This window comes from Mesorhizobium sp. B2-3-6 (genome assembly GCF_006442305.1).
Lineage (GTDB): Bacteria > Pseudomonadota > Alphaproteobacteria > Rhizobiales > Rhizobiaceae > Mesorhizobium.
The window spans coordinates 132,840-152,440 of the sequence record NZ_VFVW01000001.1; the positions used below are offsets into that span (position 1 = coordinate 132,840).

Annotated in this window: 17 protein-coding genes and 1 pseudogene; 8 read left to right on the forward strand and 10 right to left on the reverse strand. The window is 59.5% G+C overall.

Going from position 1 to position 19,601, the window contains the following annotated elements:
* Nucleotides 1-43: 43 nt before the first annotated feature.
* From FJ953_RS00600 to FJ953_RS00610, 3 genes are all read right to left on the reverse strand, one after another.
* The gene (locus tag FJ953_RS00600; RefSeq protein WP_140622742.1) at nucleotides 44-625 is read right to left on the reverse strand and encodes an HdeD family acid-resistance protein; all 582 of its coding nucleotides are present in this window, start codon (nucleotides 623-625) and stop codon (nucleotides 44-46) included.
* A gap of 266 nt (nucleotides 626-891) precedes the next feature.
* Nucleotides 892-2,334: an amidohydrolase family protein gene (locus tag FJ953_RS00605; RefSeq protein WP_140499405.1), complete on the reverse strand. Its 1,443-nt coding sequence runs from the start codon at nucleotides 2,332-2,334 to the stop codon at nucleotides 892-894.
* A gap of 79 nt (nucleotides 2,335-2,413) precedes the next feature.
* On the reverse strand, nucleotides 2,414-3,607 hold the full coding sequence (locus FJ953_RS00610; RefSeq protein ID WP_140623463.1) for a succinylglutamate desuccinylase/aspartoacylase family protein: 1,194 nt from the start codon (nucleotides 3,605-3,607) through the stop codon (nucleotides 2,414-2,416).
* Between the two features lie 471 nt (nucleotides 3,608-4,078).
* Here FJ953_RS00610 and FJ953_RS00615 point away from each other — a divergent pair, with 471 nt between their 5' ends.
* On the forward strand, nucleotides 4,079-5,134 hold the full coding sequence (locus tag FJ953_RS00615; protein ID WP_140622744.1) for a helix-turn-helix domain-containing protein: 1,056 nt from the start codon (nucleotides 4,079-4,081) through the stop codon (nucleotides 5,132-5,134).
* On the opposite strand, the gene FJ953_RS00620 is transcribed toward FJ953_RS00615, so the two are convergent.
* Nucleotides 5,131-6,561: a basic amino acid/polyamine antiporter gene (locus FJ953_RS00620; protein ID WP_140622746.1), complete on the reverse strand. Its 1,431-nt coding sequence runs from the start codon at nucleotides 6,559-6,561 to the stop codon at nucleotides 5,131-5,133. The two genes, FJ953_RS00615 and FJ953_RS00620, sit on opposite strands and share 4 nt — an antisense overlap.
* Nucleotides 6,562-6,826: 265 nt before the next feature.
* Here FJ953_RS00620 and FJ953_RS00625 point away from each other — a divergent pair, with 265 nt between their 5' ends.
* From FJ953_RS00625 to FJ953_RS00640, 4 genes are all read left to right on the forward strand, one after another.
* The gene (locus tag FJ953_RS00625) at nucleotides 6,827-8,260 is read left to right on the forward strand and encodes a basic amino acid/polyamine antiporter (RefSeq protein ID WP_140517433.1); all 1,434 of its coding nucleotides are present in this window, start codon (nucleotides 6,827-6,829) and stop codon (nucleotides 8,258-8,260) included.
* 18 nt (nucleotides 8,261-8,278) lie between these two features.
* A complete protein-coding gene (locus tag FJ953_RS00630) occupies nucleotides 8,279-9,523 on the forward strand; it encodes an arginine deiminase (protein ID WP_140622748.1) in 1,245 nt (414 codons plus the stop codon).
* Nucleotides 9,524-9,779: 256 nt separating this feature from the next.
* Nucleotides 9,780-10,037 carry a YMGG-like glycine zipper-containing protein gene (locus tag FJ953_RS31150; protein ID WP_348640292.1) on the forward strand — a complete coding sequence of 86 codons (258 nt, stop codon included), beginning with the start codon at nucleotides 9,780-9,782 and terminating at the stop codon, nucleotides 10,035-10,037.
* A gap of 147 nt (nucleotides 10,038-10,184) precedes the next feature.
* Nucleotides 10,185-11,213 carry an AI-2E family transporter gene (locus tag FJ953_RS00640; protein WP_140499465.1) on the forward strand — a complete coding sequence of 343 codons (1,029 nt, stop codon included), beginning with the start codon at nucleotides 10,185-10,187 and terminating at the stop codon, nucleotides 11,211-11,213.
* Nucleotides 11,214-11,244: 31 nt separating this feature from the next.
* On the opposite strand, the gene FJ953_RS00645 is transcribed toward FJ953_RS00640, so the two are convergent.
* From FJ953_RS00645 to FJ953_RS31155, 5 genes are all read right to left on the reverse strand, one after another.
* Nucleotides 11,245-11,589: a hypothetical protein gene (locus FJ953_RS00645; protein ID WP_140499394.1), complete on the reverse strand. Its 345-nt coding sequence runs from the start codon at nucleotides 11,587-11,589 to the stop codon at nucleotides 11,245-11,247.
* An 85-nt stretch (nucleotides 11,590-11,674) separates the two neighbouring features.
* On the reverse strand, nucleotides 11,675-12,196 hold the full coding sequence (locus FJ953_RS00650) for a DUF1269 domain-containing protein (RefSeq protein WP_140499392.1): 522 nt from the start codon (nucleotides 12,194-12,196) through the stop codon (nucleotides 11,675-11,677).
* A gap of 415 nt (nucleotides 12,197-12,611) precedes the next feature.
* On the reverse strand, nucleotides 12,612-13,157 hold the full coding sequence (locus FJ953_RS00655; protein WP_181167676.1) for a DUF308 domain-containing protein: 546 nt from the start codon (nucleotides 13,155-13,157) through the stop codon (nucleotides 12,612-12,614).
* 802 nt (nucleotides 13,158-13,959) lie between these two features.
* Nucleotides 13,960-14,520 carry a hypothetical protein gene (locus FJ953_RS30720; RefSeq protein WP_224655847.1) on the reverse strand — a complete coding sequence of 187 codons (561 nt, stop codon included), beginning with the start codon at nucleotides 14,518-14,520 and terminating at the stop codon, nucleotides 13,960-13,962.
* A gap of 57 nt (nucleotides 14,521-14,577) precedes the next feature.
* On the reverse strand, nucleotides 14,578-15,000 hold the full coding sequence (locus FJ953_RS31155; protein ID WP_348640289.1) for a BA14K family protein: 423 nt from the start codon (nucleotides 14,998-15,000) through the stop codon (nucleotides 14,578-14,580).
* Here FJ953_RS31155 and FJ953_RS30725 point away from each other — a divergent pair.
* The 3 genes and pseudogenes from FJ953_RS30725 to FJ953_RS00680 all read left to right on the forward strand — a co-directional run.
* Nucleotides 14,894-15,148 carry a hypothetical protein gene (locus FJ953_RS30725; protein ID WP_224655846.1) on the forward strand — a complete coding sequence of 85 codons (255 nt, stop codon included), beginning with the start codon at nucleotides 14,894-14,896 and terminating at the stop codon, nucleotides 15,146-15,148. The two genes, FJ953_RS31155 and FJ953_RS30725, sit on opposite strands and share 107 nt — an antisense overlap.
* A gap of 656 nt (nucleotides 15,149-15,804) precedes the next feature.
* A complete protein-coding gene (locus FJ953_RS00675; protein ID WP_140622750.1) occupies nucleotides 15,805-17,280 on the forward strand; it encodes a Do family serine endopeptidase in 1,476 nt (491 codons plus the stop codon).
* Between the two features lie 259 nt (nucleotides 17,281-17,539).
* Nucleotides 17,540-17,665: pseudogene (locus tag FJ953_RS00680) on the forward strand (ionic transporter y4hA); the annotation flags it as partial.
* An 8-nt stretch (nucleotides 17,666-17,673) separates the two neighbouring features.
* On the opposite strand, the gene FJ953_RS00685 reads toward FJ953_RS00680, so the two are convergent.
* Nucleotides 17,674-19,296 (reverse strand): alpha/beta-hydrolase family protein, encoded by a 1,623-nt coding sequence (locus FJ953_RS00685; RefSeq protein ID WP_140623464.1) that lies wholly within the window; start codon nucleotides 19,294-19,296, stop codon nucleotides 17,674-17,676.
* Nucleotides 19,297-19,601 lie beyond the last annotated feature (305 nt).

The following is a 19,601-nucleotide window of genomic DNA, read 5'->3' on the forward strand; positions in this document are numbered from 1 at the left end:
CTCGAAAGTCAAAATTGCTTTTCATCATCGTCGGATCCTGCTCTCAAGACAAAATCTTCGTCCTGCGCACGCTCAGGGCAATGACGAGATACGCCAGTCCAGCAATCATCATGGAAAATCCGGCCACCAAGCCAGTCGGCATCTCTCTGACGATCGGCCACTTCAGCAGTATGGAGAAAGCAGCGAATATGGCCACGATTCCGGAAACGGCGAACCAATACCAGCCGCCGACTTTCCTGACTTCAGCGGCGATGATTAATTGAAGAACACCGTGGACAAATAGTACAAACGCTATGAACAGTGATATTACGGCCGATGCTTTGATAGGATTGAAGTAAATCATGATGCCGCCGATGAGCTCGAAGAAGCCGGTCAGTTCCTGCCACACGAAGCCCACCCAACTTTTGATCCAGAGCGATTGGATGACCTTGATGACGCCGACTGCCATCAGGGCCACGGCGAACACGACGTTGGATGCGAAATTGGAAACGCTGGGAACTGCGACTGAAAACACGCCGCCCGCAAGCAGGAGGAGCCCAAAGAGCAGAAACCTGCGCCACTTGCCCTGCTCGATTTCGGCCCGTTCATATGGCGTTGCAGGTGGGTGATCCGATTTTTCTGGCATGTCCCCGTTCCATGCAGGTTCTAAATATCGATCTCGCACCCTGCGGGCAGAGAAGAGAGCCGAGAGCGGTCAATGGAAAGTATCAGGAAGAAGTCTGCCGGACGGAGCGTCAGGAGCCTGTCTGGTTGCCTCGCGGCGAGATTTCCCGATGACGACGACTGCCTAGTCGAGATTTTCTCGCGGCCTTGCTTCGTCAGGACCATGAGGCCGTGTCGGATTAACTGATTGCTGGGAAGTGAAGGCGGCATACGGTTTTCCGCTGACTCTCAAAGGGTGCTCTTGTGAAGCCGGCCGTCCTTCATGATGACGACGAAGTTCTTATTTGGATCCTCGATCAGCCGGATGTCGTCGAGCGGGTTGCCGTCCACGACTAAGAGGTCCGCGAAAGCTCCTTCTTCGATGACGCCGAGCTTGCCCGGATAAGGGTTGCGCAGATTGGAGAGTGCGAGCAGTTCGGCATTGCCGGAGGTGGCCATCTGCAGGACTTCGGCGTTCTTGTACCAGTTGGCCAAATGCGTGAGCATCATGCTCTGGCGCGGACCCAACGCAGGCGAGAACAGCACGTCGGAACCCCAGGCCGTCTTGATGCCATGCTTGCGAGCAAAGGCATATATCCTCGGCGTCCCTGAGAAAAGCTCCTGGGCGCGGTCGGCGCTAGGTCCCGTCAGCGGGCCGGTGTCCTCCGCCGTCAGGAAGGGCTGGGTGCTTAGCCATGTGCCCTTCTCGGCGATCATCGCCGCCGTGTCCTCGTCCATCAGATGCGCGTGCTCGATCGACTGCACCCCAGCTGCCAGCGCGCGTCGTATCGCGCGAGACGTATAGGCGTGCACGGTAACGTAGGTGCTCCAATCCTGTGCCACCTCGACGCCTGCCCGCAGCTCTTCTTCGCTGAAGGTGACGATGTCCAGCGGACTGCGGGGCGATGATACGCCACCGCCGCCCACCAACTTTATCTGTGACGCGCCTTGGAGAAGCTGCTCCCGGATCCGCATCTTCAGGTCGCCGATATCGTCGACGATGGCCGCTCCCCCCAGGAGTTCACCTTTGCTGAGCTTGCCGCCGTCGCGCGGAATCTCGCTTGGCAGGCGAAGATCGGCGTGGCCCCCGGAGGTCGTGATCATCGCGCCGGAGGGATAGATGCGCGGGCCAGGGATCAGCCCGGTGTCGATAGCCTGCTTGAAGGAGAAGGAGGGACCTCCCAGATCGCGTATGGTGGTGAAGCCGCGACTGAGCGTGCGATCCGCCTCGGCGGTGGACGCTGCGAAGATAATCCCCGGGTCGCCGTTAAGCAGGATGTTGACCGGGACCGCCGCGAAGATCGCATGCCAATGCGCGTCGATGAGCCCTGGCATGAGGACGCCATTGCGGCATTTGATGACGGTGGCGTCCTCCGGGGGAGGGGCGTTCGTCATATCGATTCCGGAAATCCTGCCGCCCTCCACCAGGATTTGCGCTCCGTCCTTCACCGTACCCGACTTGCCGTCGAATAGCCGGACTTCGCGAAACAGGATCTTGGAAGGGGGCGCGGCCGTCTGCGCGAAGGACGGCTTTGTCAGCACCCCGGCGATGGCGGCAGCCCCGAAACCGGAGAGAAAACTACGCCTGGAAAAGGCCTCCAGACGACGAGAGACTCGTTGAAGATCGGGATTGAGACAACCGCAACCAGAACTGTGAACGAGGTGACCGTACTTCGAGCCTAGCCGCAGCATGTCTTTTGCTTTCGGTTGAGCGACACTGACACCTGCCGGACGGCGCTTCGTGTCGCGGTTCTTGTCATTTCAGGTCCCGTTACTCGACCAACACATCGCCGCCGACAGGATTGGCGCTGTCAAAGATGAGGAATACGATCGGAGTCCCCGACTCCGCTGTTGCATCGGTCCGCCTGGCGCCGACTTCGCCGCCGAGAGGCACGGAGTATTCCGCGACGATTTCCCCGAAGGTGTTCCTTTGGACTGCAACTTTCTGTCCGGGCCGAACGGTCTCATTGAGTTCGACCAACAATTCGATGAAACCGCCATGCGTCGCGGTGACGGGAAACATGCCGTCCGCGACGAAAACGCTCGAATCCTTGCTGGTTCTGCCGATAGGGCCTGAAATTATTCCGTGGTGCTTGATGACGTTCATCGTTCCTTCGACGAACAGGGCGATCATGTCGTGATCGAAGATCCGCGGCTTGCCGATCTCGGGCGTGAAGGCGGGAATGCCGGCATCGATGAGGGCATTGGCGAGAAGACCTCGCTCGCCAAAGTTGTCGAAAATCTGATCGACCGGATAGAGTTCCGCCATCGCCCGCACTTCGGGGAGATCCATGCGCGCAAGGTGGAACGCCGTCGCGTCCATGCCCGTGGCGGCTGTATGAAAATCGATCCCGTAGTCGAGGTTTGACCGCAGAAGCCGGTTGAATATCAGGCCGGCGTGGCGCGTCGGCGCGTCGGGAGCGTCCTCGTTGCCAGGGAACAACCGATTGATGTCGATCAGGTCGATCCCGCGCCCCGAATTCGGCCATCTCCGTTCCATGCCTTCCATTGCGGGGCGCGAAATGTCGAGTACCGCCATCACCGATCCCGACATCGCGGCCGGATCGAGCTCACGCATTACGGATTGCACGGTTTGAATGGGGCTCATTTCATCGCCATGCACGCCGCTCATCAGCCCCAGTCGTTTGCCTGGGGCTGCCCCCTTGGCGACCATCACCGAGACGTACCAGTGCTGGCCCGTCGGCATCTGTACGCCCTGGAAATAAAGGCTGTGCTTGCCTGGTTTCAGATCCGAGATGTCAAGCGAACTGATGACCTTCTTTCCGTCGATGACATCGCCGGTATAGACGGTCCCCGACGTCCCTGCGGGAGACGCGCTTGCAGGTGCCGAGCCCGTTTGCGCCTGCGCCGGCCCGGCCATGAGCGCAGCGGCAGCGCCGATGGTAGCGACCGATGCGATCATGAAGTCGCGACGTCCGAGGCCCTCGCTGGTTTCATGCGCCATGGCTGTGTGGTCCCTGCCGATGAGGATCATGCTGCAGATCTCGCGGTGACGCCTGCGAGGGCGGCTAGATCGTCCTTACCTATTCCCGTTGTGCGCGTGGTATCCGGGCATTAGTCCCACAAGACATTTCAGGGAGTACAGCCTCCAACAAGAAAAATGGACTGGTGGTCTATGATTGGGATGCCTTGCATACTGAGTTGAGAGCCACCACAACCGGTCTGATAAGCCTCGGATATCACGCAGCCACCTCCACAACTTCCGTCGGGTACAATTAAGCCCAGTTCACGAATTCCTGGTGGATACCTCAAATGGGCCAGATGGCATGTTAACGATTGATTAACATGCTTCTATGCTGGTAGTAGACAGGGTATTACATCCACCTTCAACATTGCTTGCCGGAGTTGTATATATTAGAATTAACTAATGTTCTTGCAATAACCCGTGTTGCACCAACAAAGACGGATAGTTGCTATGGATGCTATGGTTCATGCCGCCGGGCTATCTGGAGGAGCAGGTGCCGAGAAGTCCCTGCAATGCGCCGTCGACATCGATACCTCCACGGCACCGCCTGCTAAGCAATTCGACCTGTTTCGAACCTGGTATCAAGGCGTTGCCGACACTGAACTTATGCAAGAACGGAGCCATTCGTTTCCAGCACATGAAACAGTGTGGGATCTGGGAACGTTGGCTGTCATGTTCCTCGAATTGCCTGGCAGTGGCTACCGCTGTCGCTGGCGGCATTTGAAAAACCCTTCGGTGGACAATTGGTATTTGAGCCTGCCCTTGTCCAAGGGCAGGCTTCCTGGAAGTTGGCAGGTCGTGAGAACGACCCTGCAATCTTTTGCAGAGCCCTACGAATGCGTGATGGAGAACGACGCCCTCCTTGCCGTTTTCCTGCCACGCGACCTGCCTTTCATCCAATCGTCCAGGATTGAAATACGTGAGGAGTCGAAAAGACTCCTGGCAGACTACATGCTTCTGCTGCACCGTTCCTTTTCCGATCTGAGGGCCGTGGATGTGTCGCACATTGCCACTGCCACCACCAATCTGCTGGCTGCGTGCGTGTCGCCATCACATGACCGCATCACCGAGGCGAAGCGTGTGATCGACGCCGTGATCGCCGAGCGCGCTGCCAAAATCATTGCACAAAGTTTGAATGATCAGTCCTTGGCATCCGACAGGCTTTGCCGCGAACTCGGTGTGTCCCGCTCTCGCCTCTACCGGATATTCGAACCGGCCGGAGGTGTTTCGAATTATATTCGCCACAAACGCCTGCTCAAGACACGCGATATACTTTCCGACAGCTTGGATGGGCGCCCGATCTCCGCCATTGCCGGGGATTGGGGCTTCACGGATCCATCGGCGTATAGCCGGATGTTCAGGAAGGAATTCGGCATTACGCCAAAGGAGGCACGCGTGGAAGGCTGGCAAGGCGCCCAGGACACGAGCTCGCAGCAGATCAGCCAGCCTGACAGCAGGGCGCACACGCTGAGTGGTCTTCTGCTGCGAAACAGCTTTGGGCCCTAGACTGCGATGGCGCCGGCAAGGATGCCGTAGATTGCCGCGACCGCGCCAAGTGCGGCGACGACGAACATCCCCATCTCGGCGGGAGTAAACACCCTCTGCCCCCGCTCCTTCCGAGCCATGCCGAAGAGGATCGTGCCCGGTCCGTAGATGACGGCCGAGAGCAGCAGGTGCTTGGCGCTGGCGGCGTAGATGAGACCGGCCGTATAGATCAATGCTATCGCCGCCCTTGCGAAGTCGACACGCCGCGCTACGGGGTCGTTCTCGTAGCTCTCGCCGCCCCATGCGAGCTTGACCCCGTAAGCGGCGACAAGAAGATATGGGATGAGGATCATGGAACTGGTCAGCTCGAGAGCGAGCCTGAAGGCCTGTTGAGCAAAGAGCGTCAGGACCAGAAAAACCTGCACGACCGTATTGGTCAGCCAGAGCGCCCGCGACGGCACGCCATGCTTGTTTTTATACGCAAGAAAACGCGGCATTGTCTGGTGATGTGATGCGGTGAACAGGATTTCAGCGGCCAGCAGCACCCAGGACAGATAGGCACCGGCAACGGAGATCAGCAGGCCGAAGCTGACGAACTTGGCGCCCCATGGCCCGACCACCGCTTCCAATACGCCGGCCATGGAGGGATTGCGCAGCGCTGTCAGTTCAGGACGAAGCATGATCCCGTAGGAGGGAATGGTGACCAGCACAAGCAGACAGAGCACGCCGAGAAAACCAAGGAGCGTCGCGACCCCGACATCCCCGCGGTTGCGTGCGTAACGCGAATAGACGCTCGCGCCTTCGATTCCGACAAAGACGAATACGGTCACCAACATGGTCCCGCGAACCTGGCTCGCGATGCTGCCAACGCTGACTTCTTCCCCGCCCCAGAAATTGGTCGTGAAGACATCGGCGCTGAAGCCGTAGATAACGAAGATGATAAAGAGAAAGATCGGAATGATCTTGGCGTAAGTGACAATGGTGTTGATGGCCGCCGCTTCCTTGACGCCCCGCAGGATCAGCGAATGTACGATCCACAGAAGCATCGAGGAAATGACGATCGCCGTGATCGTATTGCCATCGCCGAACACAGGAAAGAAAAGCCCCAGCGTCGACTTTATCAGCACGAAATAGGAAACGTTGCCGAGAACGGCGGCAGACCAGTAACCGAGGGCCGAGAGGAAGCCGAGATAATTGCCAAAGCCGGCCTTGGCATAGGCATACACGCCCGCATCGAGGTCCGGCTTGCGAACCGACAAGGTCTGGAAGACGAAGGCCAACATCAGCATTCCGACGCCAGCGATGGCCCAAGCGATCATGGCCCCGAACGGACCGGTCTCGCGACCAAAAGCCTGCGGCAAAGAGAAGATGCCCGCGCCGACCATCGAACCGACGACCATAGCCGTCAGGGTCCATATCGAGAATTTTTGCTGAACGGTCGAGTTCATTGAATTTGGATCAACAATTCCTTGGCGGACGGCGGTCCAGCGGCCTCATTGTTACGCCTGCAACCTATCTCGAATCTAGCGCCCACGTGATTGGCATAAAATCCCACTAGTATACCTGACGTCCAAAACCTTTGCCTTGGCTCGTTTAACCGGTTGCCGACATTCGCATTTACTGCTTCTGATCAGACCTAACCTTGCTGGACCGAGACGTGTCGGCGAGGCGTCTGATCGCGAACTCTGGTTCGCGCAGCCAGGAGAGCGGTTTATGACTTCAAACGAAAATCAGAAGCTTTCGCTGTTTGCGCTGACCAGCATGGTGGTGGGATCGATGGTCGGCGCGGGCATCTTCAATCTGCCTGGCCGGTTCGCGACTGCGACAGGTCCGTTCGGCGCAATCATCGCCTGGGCAATTGCGGGAACCGGCATGTACATGCTGGCGCGGGTGTTCCAGGCGTTGGCCGAGAAGAGGCCAGACATCGACTCAGGCGTCTTCGCCTATGCCAAGGCCGGCTTCGGCAACTACATGGGCTTCCTGTCCGCCTTCGGCTACTGGCTCGGTAGTTGCCTGGGCAACGTCTTCTATTGGGTGCTCATCGGCTCGACGCTGGGGCGGTTCTTTCCCGGGATCTTTGGGGACGGCAGCAGCGCCATCGCCATCATCGTCTCGTTGATCGGCATCTGGGCTTTCCACTTCATGATCCTGCGCGGCGTCGAGCAGGCGACCTTCATCAACACTGTCGTGACGATTGCCAAGATCGTGCCGATCCTGGTCTTCATCCTGCTCCTGATCTTCTTCTTTCATTTCGGGCAGTTCCGCGAGAATTTCTTCGGCGGCTTGGACATGCCGCCGAAGTCCCTGATCGCCCAGGTGCGCGACACAATGCTGATCACGGTCTTCGTCTTCCTCGGCATCGAGGGCGCCAGCGTCTATTCCCGCTTTGCCAAGGTGCGTTCCGACGTCGGTACGGCGACGATTCTCGGTTTCGTCGGCGTCACAGGCCTGATGGTAGCGGTCACGCTGCTGCCCTACGCGGCTCTGCCGCAATCGGCTGTCGCCGGTGTCCAGCAGCCGTCGATGGCCGGCGTTCTCGAAGCGGTCGTCGGTCACTGGGGTGCGGTCTTCATCTCGATCGGCGTTCTGATCTCGGTGCTCGGCGCCTATCTCGCCTGGTCCCTAATCTGCGCCGAGGTGCTGTTCGCGGCGGCGAAATCGGAGGATATGCCAAGGCTCTTCGCAGCGCAGAATGGCAACAAGGTTCCCGCTAACGCACTCTGGCTCACCAACATCGTCGTATCGCTCTTCGTGATCTCCACCTACTGGTCGCGGGACGCGTTCAACTTCATGCTCGACATGACGAGCGTCACCGCGTTGCTGCCCTACCTGCTCGTCGCTGGCTACGGCATCCTGCTCGCTCGTAGCGGCGTTGGCTATGAAAAGACGCCGGATCAGCGCGGCCGCGACCAGATCTTCGCCTGGATCGCGGTGATTTACACGGTCTTCATGTTCGTCGCCGCCGGGCTCAAATACGTGCTGCTTGTTGCCGTCCTCTTCGCGCCCGGAACTATTCTCTACGTCTGGGCGCGGCGCGAGCAGAAATTGCAGCTGTTCACGCTCGCCGAACTCTTCGTGTTCGCCGTCACGCTCATCGCTGGCCTGATCGGAGCCTACGGGCTGCTGACGGGCGCCATCGCACCTTGAACAGAAAGAAGGAAGGTCATGACAAACAATACTTCATTCGGCGTTCATTCAGAGGTTGGTCAGTTGCGCAAGGTCATGGTGTGCGCTCCCGGCCGCGCCCACCAGCGGCTGACACCCAGCAATTGTGACGCACTCCTCTTCGACGACGTGCTCTGGGTAGACAATGCCAAGCGCGATCATTTCGACTTCATGACCAAGATGCGCGACAGGGGCGTCGAGGTAATCGAGATGCACAATCTGCTCGCCGAGACGGTCGCCATTCCGGAAGCCAAGAAGTGGATCCTCGACCAGCAGATCGTACCGAACCAGGTCGGCCTCGGCCTCATCGACGAGGTCCGCTCCTATCTCGACGGCCTCTCTAATCGCGACCTCGCTGAAACACTGATCGGCGGGCTGTCGACCTTCGAATTCCCGGAAAGCATCGGCGGCGAACAACTGGCGCTGATCCGTGACGCGGCCGGCGTCAACGAATATCTGCTGCCGCCTTTGCCCAACACGCTCTACACCCGGGACACCACCTGCTGGATCTATGGCGGCGTGACGCTGAACGCCCTTTATTGGCCTGCGCGCCACGAGGAGACCATCCTCACCACGTCGATATACAAGTTCCACCCGGACTTCGCCGGCAAGGTCAATGTCTGGTGGGGTGACCCGACCAGGGATTGGGGGCTTGCCACATTCGAGGGTGGGGACGTCATGCCTATCGGCAAGGGCAATGTGCTTATCGGCATGAGCGAGCGCACTTCGCGCCAGGCTATCAGCCAAGTGGCGGCGGCCCTGTTTGAGAAAGGAGCTGCCGAACGTGTGATCGTCGCCGCAATGCCTAAGCTGCGCGCGGCGATGCATCTCGACACGGTATTCACGTTTGCCGATCGCGACTGCGTGCTGATGTATCCGGACATCGTCAACGGCATTGACGCATTCTCCTATCGCCCTGACGGGAAGGGGGGCGTCGAACTCCACAAGGACAAAGGCAGTTTCATTGAGACGGTGCGTGACTCGCTTGGTCTCAAGAAGATGCGCGTCGTTGAAACCGGCGGCAACGACTACATGCGCGAGCGCACCCAGTGGGACAGCGGCGCCAACTTGGTTTGCGCCTCGCCTGGTGTCGTCTTTGCCTACGATCGCAACACGTACACAAATACGCTGCTGCGCAAGGAAGGCATAGAAGTCATCACTATCTCAGGCGCGGAGCTCGGCCGTGGCCGAGGCGGGGGTCATTGCATGACATGTCCCATCATTCGTGATGCGGTCGACTATTGATAGCAATCCGGCCAGGCTCGGTACAGGCGGCCGGTCGGCCCCCCAAATAGTCTGAAGGCCATGCCTGTCGGACGGCCTCCAGCACATAAAGACCGTCTACCCCAGAATTGCTCATAGAGCGTTGGATTCGCTCCCAATCCTTTAGGAACAATCGGCACATTGTTTGGACGGAATGCTCGTTGTTGGCGAGCGGATGTAAATGTACCCAGGAGATGAAATCATGAGAAGTATTATATTTGTTTCTGCTTTGGCTCTGATGGCTGCGGGTTGTACTGCCACGGAACAGCGAACAGCAGGCACGGCGCTGGCAGGAGCCGGAACGGGTGCGGTCATCGGCGGCCTTGCAAACGGCAGTCGAGGTGCCCTTGTAGGCGCGGCGGTCGGTGGCGGCACAGGGGCTGTGGTCGGCGCTGCCACGGCACCGCGCGCGCATCATCGCGAATGCTGGGTTCGTGATCGCTGGGGTCACACGGTTCGCGATCGTCAGGGTCGACCCATCACAAAACGGTGCTAGGCGCGATGCGTAAGATCAGCTTTATTCAGCACGAATCGAGCTGGTTAAGCGATATCGATGAACATTGGTCTGGGCGCTGAGCAAGCTTCCGGACCAATTTCGGAGTTGTCTGTAACGTCATCCAGCCGGCCGGGAACAGACTATACCATGGCGAAGCGAACGCTCTTTGCGCCTACGTATATTCTGGCGGTTATCGCCGTCATATGGGCGCTGCAGGCCGCTGCCTCAATTTTCGCGCCAGTCGTGTGCGCTCTTTTCCTCATCGCGCTGGTGTGGCCATTGCAGCGCAACCTGCAGCGGCTTCTTCCAAAGCTGATCGCACTGGCGATAGTCGTCTGTGTCGTCGTCCTGGCATTCTTCGCCTTTGCATCGATCGCCAGTTGGGGTTTTGGCCGCATTGGCCGATCGGTCCTCGCCGACAGCGCCCGCTTTCAAGGACTCTACAGTCAACTCGCCGAGTGGTTGGAAGGGCACGGTGTCGTGATGGCCGGCGCCTGGGCCGAGCATTTCAATGTCGGCTGGTTCGTGCGGATAGCTCAAGGCGTGACCGCAAGGCTGAATACCGTGATCTCGTTCTGGATCGTTGTCGTCGTTTACGTGCTTCTGGGTCTTCTCGACGCTGAAGCGGCGGCTCGCAATGCTCGTGTAGCGCTGAGCGCCCAGGCGGCGGCCGCACTGATCAATGGCAGCAGTCAGACAGCATCGAAATGGCGACGTTACATGCTGGTTCGGACATTGATGAGCCTTGCGACCGGTTCGATGGTGTGCGCGCTTTCGGCGGCTTTCGGACTGCGGTTTGCCGCCGAGTGGGGCGTTATCGCCTTCACCTTGAACTATATTCCGTTTATCGGGCCGTTCGTCGCGACATTCTTGCCGACGCTTTACGCGCTCGCGCAGTTCGGATCGCCACAGGCCGCCGTCTCGATTTTTGCCGGCCTCAACATCATTCAGTTCGTCATCGGCAGCTACATAGAACCGCGGGTTGCCGGTTACGTGTTGGCGATGTCGCCTTTTGTGGTGCTGTTTTCGGTCTTCTTCTGGTCGTTTCTTTGGGGTGTGTTCGGCGCGTTCATAGGTGTGCCCATCACCATCGCGCTGGTTACTTTTTGCTCGCAATCGCCGGCGACCCTTTGGATCGCTCAGTTGCTTGGGTCCGCCGATCGGCGGAACGCGTGATTGCCGCCAGGAAATTCGATTGGCCGGGCCCCTAGCGACGTCCGGATCCCGCGCCCCGGACGAGGCCGATGATACAAACCGACAGGATGCCGCCAAGAAGGCCGGCAATGCCGACGCCAATCAGCACGCCGGGCGTGAGGGTGCCGACACCACGAGCGGTGGCATCGACAGCATTTTCGACGTTGCCGAGGAAGTTTGCCAAGGCGGGAATCCGACCGGCCAGCCCTGTCAGGGTCAGTCCTCCCACGACGCCAGCCGCCGCGACAGATTTCCAACCCAGCGCAGCCATGCGCCAAAACCAAGTCGTAGCGAAAGCTCCGCCCGCGCCGCAGATGGCTTCAATCAAAAGCAGGGCCGCTGTCTCAAGGCCGGACATGCTTGCATCGCCCACTTACTATCGGGCCATCCATCGCCCTTGCCGACCAGCAGAGTTCCGATTCCGGGATGTTCCGTGACCGCGGTCAGGCGGTCGCGGCCGCGCCTTGGCCGGCCATCGCGGAAGCGCGTTGAAGCGCATCGCGCAGAACCTGCTCCTTCGTCTCATCCAGCGACGTCTTAAGCACCACGCCGCCAAAGGCCTGGATCTCCTTGAGCACCTTGTCCGCTGTCATCTCGTGCGCGAGCACGAACAGGGCAGCGTCCCCAGGCTGGATGCTGGCTGACAGATCGCGCATGAACGCATCGTTGATACCCACGTCCGTCAAAGCGCCGCCAAGGGCTCCGGAGGTGGCGCCGACCGCAAGTCCGATCAACGGATTCAGGAAGAGAACACCGATAAGCAAGCCCCAGAAGCTACCGGATACAGCGCCTGCCGCCGTCGTATTCACAAGTTGATTGAGCTTTATCGCACCCGCCTCGGTCTTGGTGGCAATAACCGCGTCGCCAAGTTTAATAACGTATTCCTTTTGAAGTCCTATGAGCCGTTGACGTACCTCTTCAGCCTTGGCCTCGTTTGGATAGACGATGACGATCAGATCGGACATGGGACCCTCCTAGGCTAAGACTTTCCAAGGGCACGTAATACACATCCTAGAAGGTGAAAGATTGAGCCGGAAATCCGAATAGTGTGCAGCACGTCTCATTTTGCTTGCCTGTCCGACTGGCAAGCCTGCGGTCTCGACATTGGTTGTCGGCCGCTTCGTCCGTTGCGCTCGGCTTTGTCGCGACGAATTCTCGTCCGGAGCCGCCCGAACTTCTCCTATGTGATCAGAGGCGCGCTGCTGGTCTCGAGGGGTGGCTGATCCCGATCATGCGGCATCGTGCGCATCGACGGGCCGTTCGCGACGTCCAGGACAAAATGAAACCCTACGCAAAAAGCTTGCCGCGCTTGGGAACCGTCGCGGCAGGACAGGAGCCAATGCCGCAAAGCGGGTAACGGTCACGGTGAAAATGGTTGGATCATCGGGTCGTATCCGTTGGCCGAAAGCCTGTAACGAGCCAGCCCAGGCCGTGAAGAACTAGGTCGATACCCATGAACGCCCCAATCACCCAAACCCCGGTCGATGGCCATCCGATGAGTATCAAGAAGCCAGCCGCGAGACCGAACAGGCCGGAAACAAGCATCATCCATCGGTCGGTGGACAGGTAGCGCAGGCTCAAAGACATTCTTCCGAGCCCAGATATCACGAGCACGACACCGAGCACCCATGTGAGGATGATAGATCCCAGCACCGGCAAGCTGATGAGCAGGCAGCCAAAAACGACGTACAGGATGCCGAGCATCGTCTGCCAGAGAAAACCACGCCACCCGCCGGCCCAGATGGCGAGGGCGATCTCGACAAAGCCGGCGCATACGATCGCAATTCCCAGGACAAGTGCGCTGATGGTCGTGGCCAGCGCCAGATCGCCCAACACGAAGATCCCTGCCAGGATAAAGACGATTCCGATCGCCGAGTTCGTCCACGCAGATCGTCTGGGTTGCTGGGTCTCGGACAACTGCGTCATTCCCTTGCCTCTCTGAGTCATCTACGAATGCGGTGGAAATCCACCACGCGGCCAGTACGGGCATTCAGCACTATTTCGAAAGTGCTGCCGCCAATGCGACGCGCGTGATAAACAAAATTGCGTCCCCGGCAGTCCACGCGACGCACGTCCCTGAAGCCTCTGCTCTGAATCAATCGCTGGCCTTGAGCGCAAGTAATCGCGCGGCCGTTGTTAAGGTTTGATCCGATATTTATATTTACGGTCACAGCTCCCGCTGGGGACACAGCGGCAAGAGGAATACCAAAGCCGAGTGCGGCACTTAACAGGGCAGCTAGTGCATATCTCCGCATATCTTTCGTCCTCTTTGGTGAATTAAGCCGACATCACGCGCATGCGAACACGTTGTCAATAATTCTGCATGGTGGCTCGGATATTTGGAGACACAATGCCTAGTTTCTGGATTCTTTGCATTTTATGCTCTGCCGTCAGAGCGCGTGCGTTTTCGGTATTATTGTCGAAGCGCATCTCTTGGGATTAAAGCGTGTCGCGTCGAAACAGATTCAGGCGACTCGCTTTAAGTCTTTGTTTTAATGCATGTCGCCCAGAACCGCTGCGCACTTCTGGGCGACATGCATTAACCGCTGGTTTGACGGATGGAGATTGTCATGGGTGCCATTGTTCCTGCCGCCGGCCGCGCCGAGGCACCAGGCGTCCAGAAACACTGCAATGCACGAGGAGCCGACGCGTATCTGGATCTCGAAAGCTGCGATGAAGTGCGCGACCGAACTGGATAGTCTTCATCAGTTTTCCTGAGGTGGGAGGCTCAACCGCCGGCGCATAGAGATGGCACAGCTCGGCCAACACCCCAGGACAGGCGTCCCTGTATGATGGTCAGCGTCCACTGACCGTTCGAATACGTCGTTCCTTCCGGTCCCTTGGAGGGCAGATCGACCTCGGCCGCGTCGTTGACGGATACAGAAGCGCGATCCCCGAGGAGACGCACTGCCAGACGCGTGCCGTCCTGGCACTCGTAGTGACTGACTGGGTAGGGATTGCCCACGCCGATCGACGTGCCAAACGCGGAATGCTTGAAGCTTACAATCATGATGGCGCTGATTGCCGCGATCGATAGATTTTTTAGCACAATAGTCCTCCCAACTGGCGCATCGACGTGGATGAAAACAGAGAACCATGTCTTCCCTGCGGACCTGCGACTTTCGGACCGAGATTCGTCGCATCGACCAGAACGCCGGACATGTATCAATTGATCGGCAAACGCCTTCGCGGAGATGCTCTTTGAACAGGCGGGATACTTCCGCTGGCTCACGCCAATGGCCCCGCCGGCCTTTGCCAGGCTCGCTTTTGCTCCCGTCCAAGCTTGCATTCAGCCGTTTCAACAAATCCCAGTAGGCTTCCTAGCACCAGCGAGCCCAGAGCGCACTCAGAAGGGCGAGATGCACTGCCGGCGTGGGCCATTGTAGGGCTGCCAGCTATTGTCCGAGACCCGGTAGGAGCGGTACCGCTGCGAGCACCAGTTCACATGGTTGTTCCAAGCGCTGTGATTGTGCTGGCGGGCAGCCGAGATCGCCATCCCGCCGAGCAGCATTCCGCCAATGAGGCCCGCGGCGACGGCGCCGCTATTGTTCCTCGAATGCCGGTGATGGCGTGGCGGACGCGAGGGCCGATAGTGGGGTGGCCTGTGGTGCGGTGGCCGTACTCCATGTCCCGGTCGATGGCGGGAAGGCCTCCTTAGGTCGATGTTCGTGACCGTATCGGAAGCCGACGGCCTTAGCGCTCCGACGGGCATTGCCCAGGTGGGGGCTGCCATGCTTGCGATGATCGCAGCGACGATGATGCGCCTCATATGCTTCTCCGTGGACTTCATCCCGCCGTGCGACCTGCTGCTGCGGATGGCATCAAAGCCAAGTAATTTAAGGCAGTACCTGGTTTTCTTGGAATATGCGGTGAATCCCAAACGTGGATCGAGCGTTTATTTCTTGCTTGCGGTATGAATGAGGCTAGTCGAACAGCATGTCTTTCCGCCAATGACGCCCGTCGCGACAGGCGCCACCAGTGTTGCTCGAATGCCGGTGGCGATGCGGGACGGAGGGCCAGTGGTATGGTAGCGGTGCGCCGGTCTTTAGCGAGCTAGCGACAGACCCTCTCGACGCCTCGCTTGGACGATAATCACCTCCTGGGGAGGCTCTCACCCTGCTGAAAATCACCGCCCGGAGCGGCCTCTTGGCGTCCCGGCGACAAAGGCGCGCCCAATGCCATGCGCGCTACCTTCAAATGGCCTGCCATGCAATCAACACATAGAGAACTCGCGATGAAATTCGATCTGAAATCGCCGCCCGGCAAGCCCCGGCCCAATGTCGCGTAAACTCCGAATAAATCGGAAGGCACATTCACTTTTTCTAGTGTCGATTTAGATTGTCGTGACATCGCAAATCCACCGAATTCGATGTCACAGAATTGAATAATAATCGAACGTGCAAGTTACAAATTTGCAATATTAGTGAAAATAACTATACATATCGTCTTTATAAATACTATGGAATGAAAATGACAAAACTTTCATGATATGGCAATGATGCCGTAATGTAGGTTCTTCTAACCATCCTGGCCAAGGATGCTCAGTGCATCTCACTCAAAAGGATGGAACCCCATGAATATTGTCCCCAATTCGTATTCCGGAACTCGTCGGCGCCTGGCGGCGGCTGTAGTGTCGCTGAGCGCTGTAGGCGCTGTAGGCGTCGGAGCTGTTGTTTCCGGCACTGCCCCCGTGCTGGCCGACGCGGTGCATGTCCAGGCGCCGCAGATGCCGAGCTTCGCCGATGTCGTCGAGCAGGTTTCGCCGGCGGTCGTCAGCGTCAAGGTCAAGTCCACGGTCCAGCCGGTCGCCGACGACGGTTCCGACGATCAGGATGGTTTCGAGAACCTGCCCGACAACCGGCAGCAGGGCGGCTTCAAACATGGTGACGGCAAGCCGCGCCCGGTGGCACAGGGTTCAGGCTTCTTCATCTCGGAGGACGGATATCTCGTCACCAACAATCACGTCGTCTCGGAAGGCTCGTCCTTCACCATCGTCACCAGTGACGGTAAGGAACTCGACGCCAAGCTGGTCGGCACCGATCCGCGGACGGACCTGGCTGTGCTGAAGGTCGATGGCGGCGGCAAGTTCACCTATGTCGACTTCGCCGACGACTCCAAGATCCGCATCGGTGATTGGGTGGTGGCAGTCGGCAACCCGTTCGGCCTCGGCGGCACCGTCACTTCCGGCATTGTATCCGCTCGGGGCCGCGATATCGGCGCCGGCCCCTATGACGACTTCATCCAGATCGATGCTCCGGTCAATCATGGCAATTCGGGGGGCCCGACTTTCAATCTCAATGGCCAGGTGATCGGTATCAACACAGCCATCTTCTCGCCGTCGGGCGGCAGTGTCGGCATTGGTTTCGACATCCCGGCCTCGACCGCCAAGCAGGTCGTGGAAGACCTGATGAAGGAAGGCTCCATCAAGCGAGGTTGGCTCGGCGTCCAGATCCAGCCGGTCACCGCTGAAATTGCTGAATCCCTTGGTCTGAAATCCGACAAGGGCACACTGGTCTCGAACGCCCAGGACGCTGGTCCCAGCAACAAGGCAGGCATTGCCGCCGGTGACGTCATCACCCAGGTCGACGGCAAGGATGTCGATTCGCCCAAAGACCTCGCCCGCACGATCGGCGCCTATGCGCCGGGCAAGTCGGTCGATCTTACCGTATTGCGTAATGGCAAAAGCCAGACGATCAAGGTCGATCTCGGCACACTGCCGTCCAGCGACAAACAGGCCTCCGGCGATGACGGCAAGCAGGTCGCGCCTGCCAAGGCCGACGCATTGGCCGATCTTGGCCTGACCATCGCCAAGTCAGACGATGGCAAAGGACTGGTCGTCACCGATGTGGATCCCAATAGCGATGCGGCCGATCGTGGCATCCAGCCGGGCGATGTCATCACCGCCGTCAGTTCGACCAAGGTGAACACCACTGATGACGTCTCCAAGGCCATGGCCGATGCAGCCAAGGCTGGCCGCAATGCCGTACTGATGCAGATCACCCGCGACGACTCGAGCCGGTTCGTCGCGCTGCCCGTGGGCAAGGCCTGACAGAAGGCGGCCTGGAGCCTGTTGGTTTCAGGGCGCCCGCCCCAAATGCTGCCGCCGCGATAGCCGCGAACATCCAGCAATTTCCCGCGGCGATGTCTGCCGCCAAGCCGCTGCGGGAACAAGGAGCCGAGCACGTCAGTCCGTCGTCGTGCCTCGCTCCTGGCGGCAGCGGGCTCCCTACGCCCGCTGCCGTTTTCCGCCATTTACGTCAGTGGCAAATCGACTGCATCATGAGCCTGAACGGATGTCGGGGCTCGCGGTGTTTCTTCTGCTCACCATGTTCGTCAGCACGCCCACGCTCGGCACGGGCCGCACGACGAGACTCCAGGGAGTGGTCCATCTCGGCATATTCGCCATGTTCCTGCTGATTTCGGCCGTGCCCTGAAGCCCCAGCTAGCCGCCTCTGTCGGCCTGTGCTGCAACCTTGCTGGCAAGATGGGTTTTGAGGGCGGCGAGGTCCTGTCGCGACCAGTCCTTCACGCCCAACACCGCACTCCAGGCTTCCACATAGTCCTGCGGCGCGTAGACATGGCCGTAGCCGATCGGCGTGGTTGTCGCCACGGCCATATCGAGACCGAGCTGCAGCATGGTCACCACCGGGTACCAGCTCAGTTGCGGCGAGACGTCCGGCCCGCGCGGCGCCTTCATCCAATCCGGCTGCCGGTAGGCGTCGCGATAATCGAAGAATACGATCGGGTCGCTGGCATATTGCAGGTAGACGATCCTCAGCGGGCCCCAGGGCGTGTCGGGCGCCACCGCCGGGCCGCTTTGGTTCATGAACCGGACCAGGCTGCTATTGCGGAAGATCGGCAGCCACTGCGGCGAGCCGTTGTTGCGCGTATCGCTCACCGAGCGCCAGATGCGGCTTTCGAAGGGCGGGCCGCTCCAGAGTGCGCCGCTGATCGGGTCGCCGAAGATCTCGAACAGCCCGGCCGATCTTTCGGAGTTCATGGCGCCAAGGCTGAGCCCGTGCAGGTAAAGCCTCGGCCGCCACTGCTTCGGCAGGGTGGTCCAGTAGCCGTAGATTTCGAGGAACAGCGCCCGGGCCGTCTCGGCGCCGTATTCCGGCTGCGCCAGCAGCGACAGCGGACTGCTCAGATAGGAATATTGCGCGGCGACGCTGGCGACATCGCCGCGGCACAGATATTCGAGCGCATCCATCGAGGCCGGATCGATCCATCCGGTCCCGGTCGGCGTGATGACCACAAGCGTGGATTTGCTGAAGCCGCCCGCCCGCTTCAGCTCCTCCAGCGCGAGTTTCGCGCGGGCCTGCGCACTGTCCGCCGCTCCCAGCCCGACATAGACCCGGACCGGCTGTTGCGCCGGCCGGCCGGTGAAGGTCCCTATCTCGGCGGCGGCGGGACCGTCCGCGATGAACTCGCGGCCGGCGCGGCCGAGCTCGTCCCACCTGACCAGCGAGGCGGGGCTTCCGGTCCTGGAGGGTTCGCTCGGCTGCTGGCGCTCCGGTTCCATGAGTGCGTCGAACTTGGCGAACGAGGAATCGAGCGCGCCGAAGATCGCGCGGATCGCAACGTCGCTCACCAGCAACCAGATGAGCAGCACGGCGACAGCGGCGCCGGCGATATTCGCCAGGCGCCGGGGTATGTAGCGTCTCAGTGCCCCGGCGATGGCGCGCACCAGCCAAGCGACAAGGCGCGCCAGCGCGAGCACGACGATGAAGGTGCAAATGGCCAGGGCGCAGACATTGAGGGGATGAGCGCCATCGACAGCCGGCATGCCCATCACCGCGCGGATGGAGTTCTGCCACGCGCCGGATCGCCACAGTGCCACAACGGCAAGGCCGAGGCACGGGACCAGGATAATCGCCTTGGACAGCAAACGCGGCCGTGGCGGCAGTTCCGGAATCTCGAGATATTTCCACAGCCACCGCAAGGCGACGCCAAGGCTGTAGCCGATGGCGAAGCACGCGCCCGCCAGTACGCCTTGCGTCAGGTCGGTGCGGGGAACGAGCGTCGGCGTCAGGGCGGCCGCGAAGAACAGCATGCCGAGGGCCATGCCGACACCGGAGAGCGATCGCCAGATACTAAGGAAACGAGTAGTTGTCACTTGGGTGTTACGCCTCGAGTTGGACCGCAGGATAACGTTGGCCTATGGTTTTTATATCTTCGGAGTCGCGCGTCCGCTATTGGCCTCCTAACCAGTCGGGCTCATGCCCTGGGTCAACATGCATCGACCCCTTTGCGGGACAAGACAGAGATACCACGCGTAGTAAAAACTAGTGCTCCCCCGGTTCTTTAGGTTCGCCAGATCATACCAGAGAATATGAAGGAAACGGGTTGCCGAACCCTCCGCTAATTTGT

Excerpts from the sequence above, each read along its gene's own strand:
- FJ953_RS00650 (WP_140499392.1), bottom strand. The coding sequence starts at position 12,196 with ATGTCCGATCTGATCGTCATCGTCTATCCAAACGAGGCCAAGGCTGAA.
- FJ953_RS00600 (WP_140622742.1), bottom strand. The coding sequence starts at position 625 with ATGCCAGAAAAATCGGATCACCCACCTGCAACGCCATATGAACGGGCC.
- FJ953_RS00605 (WP_140499405.1), bottom strand. The coding sequence starts at position 2,334 with ATGCTGCGGCTAGGCTCGAAGTACGGTCACCTCGTTCACAGTTCTGGT.
- FJ953_RS00610 (WP_140623463.1), bottom strand. The coding sequence starts at position 3,607 with ATGGCGCATGAAACCAGCGAGGGCCTCGGACGTCGCGACTTCATGATC.
- FJ953_RS31150 (WP_348640292.1), top strand. The coding sequence starts at position 9,780 with ATGGCTGCGGGTTGTACTGCCACGGAACAGCGAACAGCAGGCACGGCG.
- FJ953_RS00645 (WP_140499394.1), bottom strand. The coding sequence starts at position 11,589 with ATGTCCGGCCTTGAGACAGCGGCCCTGCTTTTGATTGAAGCCATCTGC.
- FJ953_RS00615 (WP_140622744.1), top strand. The coding sequence starts at position 4,079 with ATGGATGCTATGGTTCATGCCGCCGGGCTATCTGGAGGAGCAGGTGCC.
- FJ953_RS31155 (WP_348640289.1), bottom strand. The coding sequence starts at position 15,000 with ATGAGGCGCATCATCGTCGCTGCGATCATCGCAAGCATGGCAGCCCCC.
- FJ953_RS00655 (WP_181167676.1), bottom strand. The coding sequence starts at position 13,157 with ATGACGCAGTTGTCCGAGACCCAGCAACCCAGACGATCTGCGTGGACG.
- FJ953_RS00685 (WP_140623464.1), bottom strand. The coding sequence starts at position 19,296 with ATGGCCCTCGGCATGCTGTTCTTCGCGGCCGCCCTGACGCCGACGCTC.
- FJ953_RS30725 (WP_224655846.1), top strand. The coding sequence starts at position 14,894 with ATGTTCGTGACCGTATCGGAAGCCGACGGCCTTAGCGCTCCGACGGGC.
- FJ953_RS30720 (WP_224655847.1), bottom strand. The coding sequence starts at position 14,520 with ATGCAAGCTTGGACGGGAGCAAAAGCGAGCCTGGCAAAGGCCGGCGGG.
- FJ953_RS00675 (WP_140622750.1), top strand. The coding sequence starts at position 15,805 with ATGAATATTGTCCCCAATTCGTATTCCGGAACTCGTCGGCGCCTGGCG.
- FJ953_RS00625 (WP_140517433.1), top strand. The coding sequence starts at position 6,827 with ATGACTTCAAACGAAAATCAGAAGCTTTCGCTGTTTGCGCTGACCAGC.
- FJ953_RS00620 (WP_140622746.1), bottom strand. The coding sequence starts at position 6,561 with ATGAACTCGACCGTTCAGCAAAAATTCTCGATATGGACCCTGACGGCT.
- FJ953_RS00630 (WP_140622748.1), top strand. The coding sequence starts at position 8,279 with ATGACAAACAATACTTCATTCGGCGTTCATTCAGAGGTTGGTCAGTTG.
- FJ953_RS00640 (WP_140499465.1), top strand. The coding sequence starts at position 10,185 with ATGGCGAAGCGAACGCTCTTTGCGCCTACGTATATTCTGGCGGTTATC.